Origin of the sequence: Cupriavidus sp. SZY C1 (assembly GCF_032190535.1) — a bacterium.
Taxonomy (GTDB): domain Bacteria; phylum Pseudomonadota; class Gammaproteobacteria; order Burkholderiales; family Burkholderiaceae; genus Cupriavidus; species Cupriavidus pauculus_C.
The window spans coordinates 229,804-244,155 of sequence record NZ_JAUANU010000007.1; the positions used below are offsets into that span (position 1 = coordinate 229,804).

11 protein-coding genes are annotated in these 14,352 nt (G+C 70.1%); 6 read left to right on the forward strand and 5 right to left on the reverse strand.

Annotated elements, in window-relative coordinates; all coding sequences use genetic code 11:
* Positions 1-7: 7 nt before the first annotated feature.
* A complete protein-coding gene (locus QTN24_RS13730) occupies positions 8-1,066 on the reverse strand; it encodes an aminoglycoside phosphotransferase family protein (RefSeq protein WP_313837725.1) in 1,059 nt (352 codons plus the stop codon).
* Between the two features lie 180 nt (positions 1,067-1,246).
* On the opposite strand from QTN24_RS13730, the gene QTN24_RS13735 reads away from it, so the two are divergent.
* The 5 genes from QTN24_RS13735 to trpS all read left to right on the forward strand — a co-directional run bounded on the left by QTN24_RS13735 (position 1,247) and on the right by trpS (position 8,233).
* A complete protein-coding gene (locus QTN24_RS13735; protein ID WP_313837726.1) occupies positions 1,247-3,727 on the forward strand; it encodes an LPS-assembly protein LptD in 2,481 nt (826 codons plus the stop codon).
* Between the two features lie 9 nt (positions 3,728-3,736).
* A complete protein-coding gene (locus tag QTN24_RS13740; RefSeq protein ID WP_124682409.1) occupies positions 3,737-5,212 on the forward strand; it encodes a peptidylprolyl isomerase in 1,476 nt (491 codons plus the stop codon).
* Between the two features lie 18 nt (positions 5,213-5,230).
* Positions 5,231-6,295: a 4-hydroxythreonine-4-phosphate dehydrogenase PdxA gene (gene pdxA / locus QTN24_RS13745; RefSeq protein WP_124682408.1), complete on the forward strand. Its 1,065-nt coding sequence runs from the start codon at positions 5,231-5,233 to the stop codon at positions 6,293-6,295.
* A gap of 3 nt (positions 6,296-6,298) precedes the next feature.
* Entirely contained in the window at positions 6,299-7,141 is an 843-nt protein-coding gene (gene rsmA, locus QTN24_RS13750; protein WP_313837727.1) for a 16S rRNA (adenine(1518)-N(6)/adenine(1519)-N(6))-dimethyltransferase RsmA, read from the forward strand.
* A gap of 63 nt (positions 7,142-7,204) precedes the next feature.
* Positions 7,205-8,233, forward strand: coding sequence for a tryptophan--tRNA ligase (gene trpS / locus QTN24_RS13755; protein ID WP_124682406.1), 1,029 nt, complete (start codon positions 7,205-7,207; stop codon positions 8,231-8,233).
* Between the two features lie 68 nt (positions 8,234-8,301).
* Here trpS and QTN24_RS13760 read toward each other — a convergent pair whose 3' ends face one another.
* Positions 8,302-9,207 carry a DMT family transporter gene (locus tag QTN24_RS13760; protein ID WP_313837728.1) on the reverse strand — a complete coding sequence of 302 codons (906 nt, stop codon included), beginning with the start codon at positions 9,205-9,207 and terminating at the stop codon, positions 8,302-8,304.
* 20 nt (positions 9,208-9,227) lie between these two features.
* Entirely contained in the window at positions 9,228-9,635 is a 408-nt protein-coding gene (gene gloA, locus QTN24_RS13765) for a lactoylglutathione lyase (protein ID WP_124682404.1), read from the reverse strand.
* Between the two features lie 285 nt (positions 9,636-9,920).
* On the opposite strand from gloA, the gene QTN24_RS13770 reads away from it, so the two are divergent.
* Entirely contained in the window at positions 9,921-12,653 is a 2,733-nt protein-coding gene (locus tag QTN24_RS13770) for an autotransporter outer membrane beta-barrel domain-containing protein (RefSeq protein WP_313837729.1), read from the forward strand.
* Positions 12,654-12,688: 35 nt separating this feature from the next.
* Here QTN24_RS13770 and QTN24_RS13775 read toward each other — a convergent pair whose 3' ends face one another.
* Together QTN24_RS13775 and QTN24_RS13780 are read right to left on the reverse strand one after the other, a co-directional pair.
* Positions 12,689-13,570 (reverse strand): SprT family zinc-dependent metalloprotease, encoded by an 882-nt coding sequence (locus tag QTN24_RS13775; RefSeq protein ID WP_313837730.1) that lies wholly within the window; start codon positions 13,568-13,570, stop codon positions 12,689-12,691.
* Complete coding sequence (locus QTN24_RS13780) at positions 13,567-14,328, reverse strand: lysophospholipid acyltransferase family protein (protein ID WP_124682401.1); 762 nt, start codon at positions 14,326-14,328, stop codon at positions 13,567-13,569. Before QTN24_RS13780 ends, QTN24_RS13775 begins: the two co-directional genes overlap by 4 nt.
* Between the last annotated feature and the right edge of the window lie 24 nt (positions 14,329-14,352).

A 14,352-nucleotide genomic window follows, 5' to 3' on the forward strand; every position in this document is an offset into this window, starting at 1 on the left:
GCACGGTTCAGAACGTCAGGCCGGTGGGGCGCTCGGTGCCTTCCAGCGCGTCCAGCAGCCGCACCAGCTTGCGCATTTCGGAATAGCGGCCGGCCACGCTGCGCGTGTACTTGAGCACCAGCGGCAGGTTGGCCAGGTAGCCGTCCTTGCCATCGCGGTGGTACAGCCGCGCGAAGATGCCAAGCACCTTCAGGTGGCGTTGCAGGCCCATCCACTCGAAATCGCGGTAGAAATCGCCAAAATCGGCCGCCACGGGCAGGCCGGCCTTGCGGGCGCGTTCCCAGTAGCGGATCAGCCAGTCGAGCTGCTGCTCTTCTTCCCACTCGATATAGGCGTCGCGCCACAGCGACACGGCGTCGTAGGTGATCGGCCCGATCACGGCGTCCTGGAAGTCCAGGATGCCGGGGTTGGCGCCCACGCTGGCGCCTTCGGGCAGGACCATCAGGTTGCGCGAGTGATAGTCGCGGTGAACGTAGACCTGGGGCTGGGCCAGGTTGTTGGCCAGGATGGTGTCGAAGACTTCGCGCAGGTCGGCCTGTTGGCGGTCGTCCAGCGTGGCGCCGAGATGGCGGGCCACGTACCACTGCGGGAACAGGTCCAGCTCGCGCTGCAGCAGCGCGCGGTCGTAGGCCGGCAGCTCGCCGGGGCGCGTGGCGAGCTGGATGCGGACCAGCGCGGCGGCGGCGTCCTCGTACAGCGGGCGGGCGGAGGCCTCGTCCAGGCGCGACAGGTAGGTCTGGCTGCCCAGGTCGGCCAGCAGCAGGAACCCCTGGTCGAGGTCCTGCGCCAGCACGGTGGGCACCGTCACGCCGGCATCGCCGAACAGCCGGGCCACGTGGATGAACGGGCGGCAGTCCTCGTGCGCGGGCGGGGCGTCCATCACGATGGCGGTCGGATGGGCCGGATGGCCGGTGCGCACGCGGAAGTAGCGGCGGAAGCTGGCGTCGGCCGAAGCCGGCGCGCAGGAAGACGGGTCGATCGACCACGCCGCGCCGAGCCCGGCTACCCACGATTTCAGTTGTTCGATACGCGGGTCGTGGCCCGGGTCGTCATTGAGTGCTGCCATGCCGGAAAGGGAGAATACGATGCCCCGTATAATACCCGACCAGACCCGGGCGCCGGGTGGCCCCCGGGAGGGGCCTTTGTCGCCCCGCAGCCCGCTCTGGCATTGGGCTGGGGGCCGTTGGGAGCCGCCATGCGGCGTCCCGCGCCGCGCCCGCCGCCGAGCCGACCGACAACCGTTTGCATGACCGAACAACAACGACGATCGCCGCATTCAACGGCCACCCGACCGCCTGCGCGCCAGGGCCAGCCCCGGCGCGCCCTTGCGCATGCCTCGGCCTTGCGGCCGCTCGTGCTGGCCATGGCCGGCCTCTCGGTCAACGCGCACGCCCAGTACGGCGGCGCGTCGGCGATTCCCAACATCGAGATGGTGGAGCCCGTCGTCACCGAGGTGGTCGAGCCTCCGCCCCCGCCGCCCGAGGCGGGCGAACTGGTACCAAGCCTGACCGAGCCGCCGCGCCGGCCAGGTACCGCCAGCAGCAACACGCTGGGCGTGGCGCCCGCGTCGACGCCGTCGAACCCGAATGCACCGGCCTACGTGTCGGGCGACCGCATGACGGGCTACAACGAGAAGGGCGTCGAACTGGAAGGCAACGCCGAACTGCGCCGCGACGGCGGCGTGGTCAAGGGCGACAAGCTGACCTATGACCAGGACACCGACGAGGCCCATGCCACGGGCAATGTGCGGATGTCCAAGAGCGGCACGCTGGCGGTGGGCCCCGAGGCCAAGCTGCGCGTGCAGGCCAACGAAGGCTACATGCTGTCGCCGGACTACTACTTCCAGCAGACCGGCGGCTCGGGCAGCGCGGAGCGGATGGATTTCATCGATCCCGACCGCAGCACGCTCAAGAAGGCCACCTACACGACCTGCTCGCCCGACAACGCGGACTGGTACTTCAGCGCCCGCAAGCTCGACCTGGACAGCGACCGCGAAGTGGGCGTCGCCTATGGCGGCGTGCTGCACTTCTTCGGCGTGCCCGTGGCCGGCGCGCCGGCGTTCTCGTTCCCGCTGAACAGCGAGCGCCGCAGCGGCGTGCTGCCGCCGCTGTTTGGCTATAGTTCCAAGTCCGGCGCCGACATCACGGTGCCGTACTACTTCAACCTGGCACCGAACCGCGACCTGACGCTGTTCCCGCGCATCCTGTCGTCGCGCGGCCTGCAGCTCGGCGGCGACTACCGGTACCTGGGCGACGGCTACAGCGGCCGCATCCGGGCGGAAATCCTGCCCGACGACAAGAAGGCCGACCGCGACCGCTGGGCCTACTCGATCCAGCACACGCAGCGGATCATCCCCGGCATGACGGCGTTCGCCAACGTCAGCAAGGTGTCGGACGACCAGTATCCGGACGACCTGACGCGCAGCGTCTCGCAGTCCACGCTGCGCCAGTACACGCAGCAGGGCGGGGTGACCTACAACTGGGGCGACTTCACGTTCCTGGCGCAGGTCCTGAAATTCCAGACGCTGCGGCCCAGCGAGCCCTCGTACGAGCGCGAGCCGCAGCTCAATGCGAAGTACACGAAGTACGACGTAGGCGGCTTCGACATCGCCATCGACACCGACTACACGCGCTTCAAGATCCCGCTGACGTCCACGGGGTTCCAGCAGCCGGAAGGCAACCGCGCGTACTTCCAGCCGACCATCAGCTACCCGATCATCCGGCCGGGCTGGTACGTGACGCCGAAGGTCATCTTCAACGCGGCCCAGTACAACATGGACGCCGGCACGAACACGGCCGGGGCGCCCAACACGCTGAGCCGCACGATCCCGACGGTCAGCCTGGACTCGGGCATGACCTTCGAGCGCGAGGCGCCCGGCATCAGCCGGCTGTTCGGCGTGAACTACACGCAGACGCTGGAGCCGCGCCTGTTCTACGTCTACACGCCGTTCCGCGACCAGAGCCAGTTCCCGCTGTTCGATACGGCGCAGTCCGACTTCAGCTACGGCCAGATCTTCACGGAAAACCCGTTCAGCGGCGCGGACCGGATTGCCGACAACAACAAGCTGACCGCGGGCCTGACCACGCGCCTGATCGAGTCCGAGACCGGCGTGGAGCGCTTCCGCGGCACGATTGCGCAGCGCGTGGACTTCACCGGCCAGCGCGTGCAGATCAGCGGCACGCTGAACGACACCAAGCCGTCGTATTCCGACCTGCTGGCGGCCACGACGATCCAGCTTTTCCGCGGCTACTACCTGGACGCGGGCATCCAGTGGAATCCCGACGAAAACCGCGTCAACTACTCGAACGTGGCGTTCCAGTGGCGGCCGGACTCGCGCAAGCTGCTCAACATGGGCTATCGCTACCGCCGTCCGACGTCGGTCACCGACAACACGGCCATCGACCAGTTCGAGGTCTCGGGCCAGTGGCCGATCACGCAGCGCGTCTACGGTATCGGCCGCGTGGCGTACGACCAGTCGGCCAGCCAGCTTGTGGACGCGCTGGCCGGCTTCGAATACGCGGCGGACTGCTGGGTGGGCCGCTTCGTCTACCAGCGCTTCCGCAACACGACCAACGGCTATACCGGACGGGTGTTCCTGCAGGTGGAATTCCGCGGCCTGTCGAAGGTTGGCTCGAATCCGCTGGACATGCTGCGCCTGAACGTGCCGGGCTACGAGCCCGTGACCGCGCGGCCGGTGCCCACGTCCCCGTACGATCACTATGAATGACGGACCAAGATGAAACGTCAAGCTTTTTCGGTAATGTTCCGCCTGAACTCGTGGCAGCAACTGCTGCTCTCCGCGGTGCTGGTCACGCTGGCCGCACCGGCCGCCGCGCAGCTCCGCGCCCCGGGGTCCAGCGGCCGCACGCAGGGCATCTTCATGCCGGGCGGGTCGCCGTCGTCGTCCACGGTGGCGCCGAGCCAGCCGCAGCTCGGCGTGCCGCAGCCGGCGCAGAAGCGCTCGCAGCTGGTGGACGAGGTGGTGGCCATCGTCAACAACAGCGTGATCACGCGGCGCGAGCTGCTTGACCGGGCCGACGAGGTCGAGAGCCAGCTCCGCGCGTCCAACCGTCCGGTGCCCGAGCGGCCCGACCTGCTGGGCGAGGTGCTGGAGCGGCTGGTGATGGACCGCGTGCAGACGCAGGCCGCCCAGGACGCCGGCATCAAGGTGACCGACCAGGAAGTGGACCGCGCGATCGAATCGGTCGCGCAGCAGAACAAGATGTCCGCCACCGAGCTGCGCCGCCGCGTGGAAGCCAGCGGCATGACGTGGTCCAAGTACCGCGACGAACTGCGCAAGCAGGTGCAGGTGATCCGCCTGCGCGAGCGCGAGGTCGATTCGAAGGTGCAGGTCTACGACGGCGAGATCGACAACTACCTGGCCGCTCGCAGCGGGCAGTCGGCCGCCACGGGGCCCACCGAGTACAACGTGCAGCAGATCCTGGTGCGCGTGCCCGAGGACGCCTCCGAAGCCCAGAAGGCCCAGTTGAAGGCCAAGGCCCAGGGCCTGCTCAAGCAGGCGCAGGGCGGTGCCGACTTTGCCGAGCTGGCGCGGTCGAATTCCGACGCGCCCGAGGCGGCGCAGGGCGGCGCGATCGGCTTCCGCGAAATTGGCCGCCTGCCGGCGCTGTTCGCCAACGCCATCGTCGACCTGCAGCCGGGCGGCGTGGTGCCGGACGTGGTGGAATCGGCCAACGGCTTCCACGTGCTGAAGCTGGCCGCCAAGCGCACCGGCGCGCCGGCCCAGCAGGCCGCCAGCGACCGCATCACGCAGACGCAGGTGCGTCACATCCTGATCCGCACCGGCCCGAACATGCCCGAGGCCGAAGCCCGCCGGCAGATGACCACGCTGCGCGACCGCCTGACCCACGGCACCGATTTTGCCGATGCGGCGCGGCGCTACTCGCAGGACGGCTCGTCCCAGCAGGGCGGCGAGCTGGGCTGGGTGTCGCCGGGCGAACTGGTGCCCGAGTTCGAGCAGGCCATGAATCGCCTGCGTCCGGGCGAGATCTCCGAGCCCGTGGTCACGCAGTTCGGCGTGCACCTGATCCAGGTGGAAAACCGCCGCGAGACCGAGGTATCGGCCGAGAAGCAGCGCGACTTCGCCCGCCAGGAAGTCCGCGAGCAGAAGCTGCGCGCCGCCTATGATGACTGGGTGCGCCAGCTCCGCAGCGCGGCCTACGTGGAATACCGGATCAACCGCCAGCGCTGACGCGCCGGCCAGCCTGCCATGCCCGACCCTGCACCCGCTCCCCTCGCGCTAGCCATCACGACCGGCGAACCCGCCGGCATCGGCCCCGACATCACGATCGGTGCCCTGCTGCAGCTCGTGGGCACCGGCAACGGCATGGGGCAGGGTCACTACCGGTTCCATGTGATCGGGGACGCGCGCCTGCTGGCGCAGCGTGCCCAGGCGCTGGGCGTGGCGCACGCGTGGCAGCGGCGTATCGCCGACGGCCAGGTGGTGGTGGAAGACGTCGCGCTGGGCGTGCCCTGCGCGCCCGGCCAGCTCGACGCGCGCAACGGCCGCTACGTGCTGGCGCTGCTCGATGCCGCCATCGACGGGCTGCGCGATGGCCGCTATGCCGCCATGGTCACCGCGCCGGTGCAGAAGAGCACGATCAACGACGCCGGCGTGCCGTTCACGGGCCATACCGAATACCTGGCCGAGCGGGCCGCCGTGCCGCGCGTGGTGATGATGCTGGCCGGCCCGCAGCCCGCGCATGACAACGCGATGCTGCGCGTGGCGCTGGCCACCACGCACCTGCCGCTGCGCGCGGTGCCCGACGCGCTGGCCGTGCCGATGCTGCTGGAAACGCTGACCATCGTCGACCACGACCTGCGGCGCCACTTCGGCATCGCGCGGCCGCGCATCCTGGTGACCGGGCTCAACCCGCATGCCGGCGAGTCCGGCCACATGGGCCGCGAGGAAATCGACATCATCTCGCCCGCGCTGGCACTGGCCGTCGACGCCGGCATCGACGCGCGCGGCCCCTATCCCGCCGACACGCTGTTCCAGCCGCGCCACCTGCGCGATGCCGACTGCGTGCTGGCGATGTACCATGACCAGGGACTGGCGCCGCTCAAGTACGGCACCTTCGGCCACGGCGTCAATGTCACGCTGGGCCTGCCCTTTATCCGCACATCGGTGGATCACGGCACCGCGCTCGACCTGGCCGGCAGCGGCCGGGCCGAGCACGGCAGCATGATCGAGGCCATCCGGTGCGCCACTTTGATGGCTGGCCACGCCAGCGGACGCCACGGCAACGGCGCGTCCGCCAACGGCCGCCACTGACCTATGCGTTCAAACGTGCACCAGGGCCATGTGGCCCGCAAACGATTCGGGCAGAACTTCCTGGTCGACGACGGCATCATCTACGGCATCGTCAACGCGATCGACCCGCAGCCGGACGACGTCGTCGTCGAGATCGGCCCGGGCCTGGGCGCGCTGACCAACCCGCTGCTCGAACGCCTGCCCGCCATGCAGGTGGTGGAACTCGACCGCGACCTCGTCGAGCGCCTGCGCAACCGCTACACCGACCGCCTGACCGTCCATGCCGGCGACGCGCTGGCATTCGATTTCGGGCAGCTCAAGCAGGCCGGCCGCGCGCTGCGCATCGTCGGCAACCTGCCGTACAACATCTCCAGCCCGCTGCTGTTCCACCTGATGGATTTTGCCGATGTGGTGCGCGACCAGCACTTCATGCTGCAGAAGGAGGTGGTCGAGCGCATGGTGGCCGAGCCCGGCAGCAAGGCGTTCGGCCGGCTGTCGATCATGCTGCAGGTGCGCTACCACATGGAACACGTGCTCGACGTGCCGCCCGCGTCGTTCAACCCGCCGCCCAAGGTCGATTCGGCCGTGGTGCGCATGATCCCGTGGCCGCGCGGCGAGGACGGCGCGCTGCAATCGCCGTACCCGGCCTGCGACCCCGAAGTGCTTGGCGACGTGGTGACGGCGGCGTTCTCGCAGCGCCGCAAGGTGCTGCGCAACACGCTGTCGTTCCTGCGCGACCAGGTCGACTTCGACGCGCTCGGGTTCGACCTGGGCCGCCGCGCCGAGGAAGTGCCGGTTTCCGAGTACGTCGAGCTGGCGCGCATCGTCGGCAAGGGCGCCGCGCCGCCCGCCCGCGGCGTGGCCTGAGGCCGGCCGCCGCCCACAGCATTCCCAGAACCCCCGAACATTCCCGAAGCTTTCGCGACGCTCATGACCGAACCGACCAAGACCGACCCGCGTCCCGTCATCCTGACCGGCGACCGCCCGACCGGCCCGCTGCACCTGGGCCACTACGTGGGCTCCCTGAAGAGCCGCGTGGCCCTGCAGGAAACGCATCGCCAGTACGTGCTGCTGGCCGACACGCAGGCGATGACCGACAACGCCCACGATCCGGACAAGGTGCGCCGCAACGTGCTGGAAGTGGCGCTGGACTACCTGGCCGTCGGCATCGACCCGGCCAAGACCACGATCACGGTGCAGTCGCACCTGCCGGCGCTGGCCGAGCTGACGCTGATGTACCTGAACTTCGTCACGGTGTCGCGCCTGGAGCGCAACCCGACGATCAAGGAAGAGATCCAGGCGCGCGGCTTTGGCCGTGACATCCCGGCCGGCTTCCTGTGCTACCCGGCGTCGCAGGCCGCCGACATCACCGGCTTCAAGGCCGTGCTGGTGCCGGTGGGCGAGGACCAGGCGCCGCTGATCGAGCAGACCAACGAGATCGTGCGCCGCATCAACCACCAGGTGGGCCGCGACGTGCTGCCCGAGGCCGCCGCGCTGATTCCCAAGCACGGCCGCCTGCCGGGCGTCGACGGCAAGGCGAAGATGAGCAAGTCGCAGGGCAACGCCATCCCGCTGGGGGCGTCGCCGGACCAGATCCGCGAGGCCGTGCACAAGATGTACACCGACCCGAACCACCTGAAGGTGTCGGACCCCGGCCAGGTGGAGGGCAACGTCGTGTTCACGTACCTGGATGCGTTCGATCCCAACGTCGAGGAAGTGCAGGCGCTCAAGGATCACTACCAGCGCGGCGGCCTGGGCGACATGGTGCTCAAGCGCCGGGTGGAAGGCATCCTGCAGGAAATGCTGCGCCCGATCCGCGAGCGCCGCGAGGCGCTGGCGAAGGACCCGGGCTACGTGTTCGACATCCTGCGCAAGGGTACCGAGGTCAGCCGCGAACTGACCCAGCAGACGCTGGACGAAGTGCGCGGCGCGCTGGGCATGTTCTCGTTCCCGCGCTAAACCCGTCCGTTACCGTCCCTCCGCCGACTGGCGGAGGGGCCGGCCACCCCCCCTCCCAGCCGCGGGCGTCAGCCGCGCCGGTTCACCAGCACGATTCCCGCCAGCACCAGCACCGCCGCCACGGCGAAGCGCAGGCCGACCTGGTCGTGCATCAGCAGCACGCCGAATGCCACGCCGAACAGCGGCGTCAGGAACGAGAAGACCGACAGCCGCGACGCCAGGTACTGGCGCAGCAGCCAGAACCAGATCAGGTAGCTGGCAAAGGCGATCAGCACAGACTGGTAGAACAGGCTGGCCACCACGAAGCCGGTGACTTCCACGCGGTGGACCTGCCCGGCCGCCAGCGCCATCGCCAGCAGCAGCACCGCCGACACCGCCAGCTGGTACAGCAGCGTCTTGCTGGCCGGCGCGTGGGACAGCTTGCTGCCGCGCACGAGGATCGTCGTGGCGGCCCAGAGCGCGCCGGCCAGCACGCCCAGCGCGTCGCCGAACAGCGTGCCGCCCTGCGCCGACGGCGAGACGATGCCATCGGCAAATGCCAGCACCATGCCGACGAAGGCCAGCACCACGCCGGCCCACTGGGCGCGCTGCAGGTGCTCGCCGGCGACGAACAGGTGCAGGCCCAGCGCCGTGAAGATCGGCGCGGTGTACAGGAACACCGCCATGCGCGACGCGGTGGTGTGTCCCAGCCCGACGAAGATGCAGAAGAACTCGGCGCCGAACAGCAGCCCGGCGCCGATGCCCGCGCGCAGCGTGCCGTCGCGCTCCCAAAGCGGGGTGCCGCGCCAGGCGGCGAACGCAAAGACCAGCAGCGCGGCGATGGCGGAGCGGACGCCGGCCTGCAGCACGGCGCCCATCAAGGGGGCGGTGACCTTGATCACCACCTGCTGGAGTCCCCATGCGGCGCACAGCAGCACCATCAGGCCGATGGCCGTGCTGTCCAGCGGGCGCCTTGTTATCGTTTGTGTACCCATCGCGGCGTGGCGTCCGCCGCTTACGGGCGCGCCGCGTCGCGCGTGGAATTGCGCTCGATCAGCTCGATCTTGTAGCCGTCCGGGTCCTCCACAAACGCGATCACGGTGGTGCCGCCCTTGACCGGGCCGGCCTCGCGCGTGACCTTGCCGCCGGCGGCGCGGATACGCTCGCACGCCTCGGCGGCGTTCGGGGTCTCCAGCGCAATATGGCCGTAGGCCGTGCCCAGGTCGTACTGATCCACGCCGTAGTTGTAGGTCAGCTCCAGCACCGCGGTCTCGCTCTCGGGGCCGTAGCCGACAAAGGCCAGGCGGTACTTGTACTCGGGGTTGTCGCTTTCGCGCAGCAGCTGCATGCCCAGCACGCGCGTGTAGAAGTCGATCGAGCGCTGGTAGTCGCCAACGCGCAGCATGGTGTGAAGGAGTCGCATAGGGGGCCTTGGGTTGTTATGGCTGCGGAATCCGCCATTTTAGTCCCGTCGGCCGACATCCGCCGAGGACGCTAAATTCCCCTTGCGACAAATTTCAGGACGCCACGCCGGGGGCCGGGGCCGGCAAGTTGCTACAGTGAAGCTACCTGCACCGCATGTGCGGGGTCGCCTACGCCGTCTTGACGGCGCGGCAGCGCCGAAGATCGCGGCAGCGACTTTCCCTGACAGGAGAGACACTGTATGACGCGATGTTTCCGACGCAGCGCCTTCAAGGCGCGAATCTGCATGCTCGCAGTCTGCGCCGCCGGCGAAGCGCACGCGGCGGCTTGTCCGCCCCCCGCGTCCGGCGCCACGTCGTATGTCGCGGATGGCTGCGACGGCACCGTCGCCGGCGGAACGTTCGACACCGGCGCCACGGCCAACGCGCTGGTATTCCAGGCGGTCAACAACGGCAGCATCACGACCACGGCCCCGGTGACGCTGCGCGCCGGGGGCGACGGCGCGACGGGGGCGTATGCCAGCGCGGGCGGCGCCATCCGCCTCGACGCGCCCGGCAGCACGCTGAGCTTGTCGGGCGCCGATGCGCGCGGCGTGCATGCGGCGGGCACGGGCGCCGTGGTGTCGGGCCAGGCCGCCATCACCACCACCGGCGCCAGCGCCCACGCGGCGCTGGCCACCGACGGCGGCCTTGTGCAGTTGCGCGATTCGGTGCTGGCGACGCAGGGCCAGGACGCGGCCGGCATCGCCGTCTCGTCCGGGCGCGTCGAACTGCTCGGCGCCAGCGCCATCACCACCACGGGGCTGGCCGCGCCGGGCGTGGTCCAGACCGGCACGCTCGGCTCGGTCCTGGTCGATGGACAGGCGGGCCGGGCGAGCATCCGCACCACGGGCCGCGAAGCGCCGGGCGTGGCGGTGCTGTCGCCCGGCAACATCCATCTGCGCAACGTCGACGTGTTGTCCGAGAACGATCGCTCGTACGGGCTGTTTGCCTCGGGCGTCGGGGCCAGCGTGACCACGGAGAACACCACCGTGCAGTCGCTGGGCCGGATTGCAAGCGCGGTGGAAGTGCTGGACGGCGCCAGCGCGCGGCTGGTGGGCGGCAGCGTGGCGGCGGCCGCGGCGGTGGCCGACGGCATCTCGGTGCTCGGCCCGGGCAGCCGCGTCGACGCCGACGGCACCACGGTCACCGTGAGCGGCCTCTACGCCTACGGCATCCGCGTGCGCGACGGCAGCACGTTCACGCTGTCCAACGGCGCGATCGAAGCCACTGGGCTCTATGGCGTCGGCGTGGTGGCGCTGGGCATCAACGCGCCCACCACGCAGACCGTCACGCTGTCCAACACGCGGCTGAGCACGCTGCTGGGCCCGGCCCTCACGGTCAGCGGCGGCAATGGCGTGATCACGCTGACGGACGCCACGGTCTCGGGCGCGCAGATCTGGCTGGATGTCGAGGGCGACCGGCAGTTCGAGACGCGCGCCGACGTGACGGCCAGCCGGTCCACGCTACGTGGCACGGCCATCCTGATCGATGGCATCGAGGGGGTGCTGCCCACCACGTCGAATGTCACGCTGCGCGACCGCTCCACCTGGTGGGTGACCGGCCACTCGCGGCTGACCCGGCTGGACAACGTCGACAGCACCGTGGCGTTCACCCCGCCGGTCGACGGCATCTTCCCGACGCTGACCGTGCGCGACTACGCCGGCAGCGGCGGCACGCTGGTGCTGTCGGCCGCGCTGGGCGGCGACGGCTCGCCCGCGAACCGGCTGGTGGTGAATGGCGGCACGGCCAGCGGCGCCACGGCGCTGCGCGTGGTCAACGCCGGCGGCGCCGGGGCGCTGACCAGCGAAGGCATCCGCGTCGTGGAAGTGACCGGCGGCGGCAGCGCGCCGGCCGGCACGTTCGCGCTGGCCGGGCGCGCGGTGGCCGGCCCCTACGAATACCGGCTCTATCGTGGCGGCGTGCGGCAGCCCGACGACGGCAACTGGTACCTGCGCTCGCAGCAGATGCCGGACCCGCCCACGCCACCCGATCCCCCCGTCCCGCCGATCCCGCCTTCGCCCCCCGCGCCGCCCGATCCGCCACGGCCGCTCTACCGGCCCGAAGTGCCGGCCTACATCGCCAACGAACACGCCGCCGCCACGTTGTTCCAGCACAGCCTGCACGACCGCATGGGGCAGTTGCAGTTCTCGGGCGCGCCGGCCGCCTGGCTCAGGCTGGCCGGCAAGACCGGCGAGAGCGGCAGCCGCGGCCACGACTACAGCGCGCGGGCCGATACCGTCGTGCTGCAGGGCGGCGGCGACATCGCGCGCGGGTCGTTGTTCGGCGCGGCGGACCGCCTGCACCTGGGCGCCATGCTGGGCTACGGACACGTGCAGACCGACGGCCTTGCCGCCGGCAACAGCGCGCGGGCCAAGGGCGAGGTGAACGGCTACGGCGTGGGCCTCTATGCCACGTGGTTCGGCCAGGCGACGACGGACCTGGGCCCGTACGTCGACACGTGGTTCCAGTACGCGTGGTTCGACAGCAACGTCCGGGGCGACCAGCTGCCGAAGGTGGACTACCGCAGCCAGGCGTGGAATGCGTCGGTCGAAGCGGGCTGGGCGCTGCCGCTGGGCGCCACGCCATGGCGCGTGGAGCCCCAGGCCCAGGCGGTGTGGGTGCGCCATCGCGGCGTCAGCGTGAACGAACCGGGCGGCACGCAGGTGACGGGCGGCGATACCAAGGGCGTGGTGACGCGGCTTGGCATGCGGGTCTTCCGCACGCTGGAGCGCGACGATGGCGGCCGGCTGCAGCCGTATGCCACGCTGAACTGGTGGCACGACCGCGCGAGTACGTCGATCGGGTTCAGCGACACGGTGCTCGGGCAGCTGTTCCCGCGCGACCGCTACGAGGTCAAGCTCGGCCTGGCCGCCCGGATGGGGCGCGGCTGGACCAGCTGGGGCAACGTGGGCGGGCAGTGGGGCAGCCAGGGCTACCGGCAGTACGCGCTGCGGCTGGGCGCGCGGTATGCGTGGTGAGGGTGGAAGGGGTGGGCGGGGCAGGGCGCCCCGCCTCAGAACGTCGGCAGCAGTTCGGGCGGGTGCGCGCGCAGTTGGGCGCGGGCGTCGCGGAACTCGGGGAAGATCGATGCCACGGTTTCCCAGAAGCGCGGGCCGTGGTTCATCTCCTTGAGGTGGGCCAGCTCGTGCGCGGCCACGTAGTCGATCATCGACAGCGGAAAATGCATGAGCCGCCAGTTCAGCCGGATCTTGCCGTCGGCGGTGCAGCTACCCCACCGCGTGGCGGCGGACGTCAGCGCAAAGCCGGTATGGCGCACGCCGAGCTTGTCGGCGTAGATGTCCAGCCGCTGCGCCAGCAGCCGGCGCGCCTGGTTCTGCAACCAGCCCTGCACGCGGTCCTTGACCTGCTGCTCGTCGGCGTGGGCGGGCAGGGCCAGATGCAGCACGCGGGTGTCCGCGTCGAACATCAGCACGCCGGCCGGCGATTCCAGCCGCAGCGTCAGCGGCTGGCCCAGGAACGGCAGCTCGGCGCCGTCGCGCCACTGCACGGTCGGCAGCACGCGCCGCGTCTCGCGGTGGCGCCATTCGCCTAGCTTGGTGAAGATCCAGCGCTGTTTCTCGAAGATGGCGGCCTCGACGTCGGCCTGCGTCACCCAGCGCGGCGCCGTGATCGACAGGCCGCGGTCATCTACGGTGAAGCCGATGGTCCGCCGCGACGAGCGCTTGAGCGAATAGTGCAGCGTGCGTTCCCCCACCTGGAGCCGGCGGCCGTTGGGCAGCGCGGGCGGCCACGGCTCGGCCGGCGGGGCCGCGTCGGGCGCGGGCGCCAGGCCATCCACCGGTACCGGGGGCACGGCGGCCGCTGGCGGCGTGGCATCGGCCAGCGGCAGTTCCAGCTGGGCGCCGGGGTCGGCGGTGGGTCGCAGCAGCTTCATGCGGTGGCCTGGCTCCCGGCGCGGCGGTAGCTTTCCGGGTCGATGCGGCGCATCTCGGTCTCGATCCAGGCCTGCACCTCCTGGTTCAACTGGTCGGCCGTCTTGTTGGCCGACGGGATCGCGTCGCCGATCGAAATCGTCACGGTGCCCGGATGCTTCAGGAATGTGTTGCGCGGCCAGTGGCGGCCCGAATTGACCGCCATCGGGAACACCCACGCGCCGGTTTCCACGGCCAGCCGGGCGCCGCCGCTCTTGTAGCGCGGATGCTCCATGCCGGACGGCGTGCGGGTGCCCTCCGGGAACATGATGATCCAGGCGCCCTCGTTGAGCCGCTCGCGGCCCTGCCGGGCGGCCGACGCAAACGCGCGCGAGCCGTCCTTGCGGTTGATGTGAACCATCTTGAGCATGCCCAGCGCCCAGCCGAAGAACGGCACGAACAGCAGCTCGCGCTTGAACACGAAGCACAGCGGCTTGGGCATCAGCGCCACGTAGGCCACCGTTTCCCAGGCCGACTGGTGCTTGGACAGCAGCACCACGGGCTTGTCCAGCATCGCCAGCATCTTGTCCATGCCCTCGATGCGGTAGTCGATGCCGCAGATCAGCCGCGCGGCGCCGATCACCAGGCGCGGCCAGCCGCGCACGAAGCGGAAGCGGTTTTCCGCGTTCATGAACGGGAAGACGATGAAGCAGGCGCACGCGTAGGGCGGCGTCAGGACGATCAGGTACAGCGCGAACAGCAGGGAGCGGATAAAGGTCATCGGGGGGCGACGATGGGTCGTGAT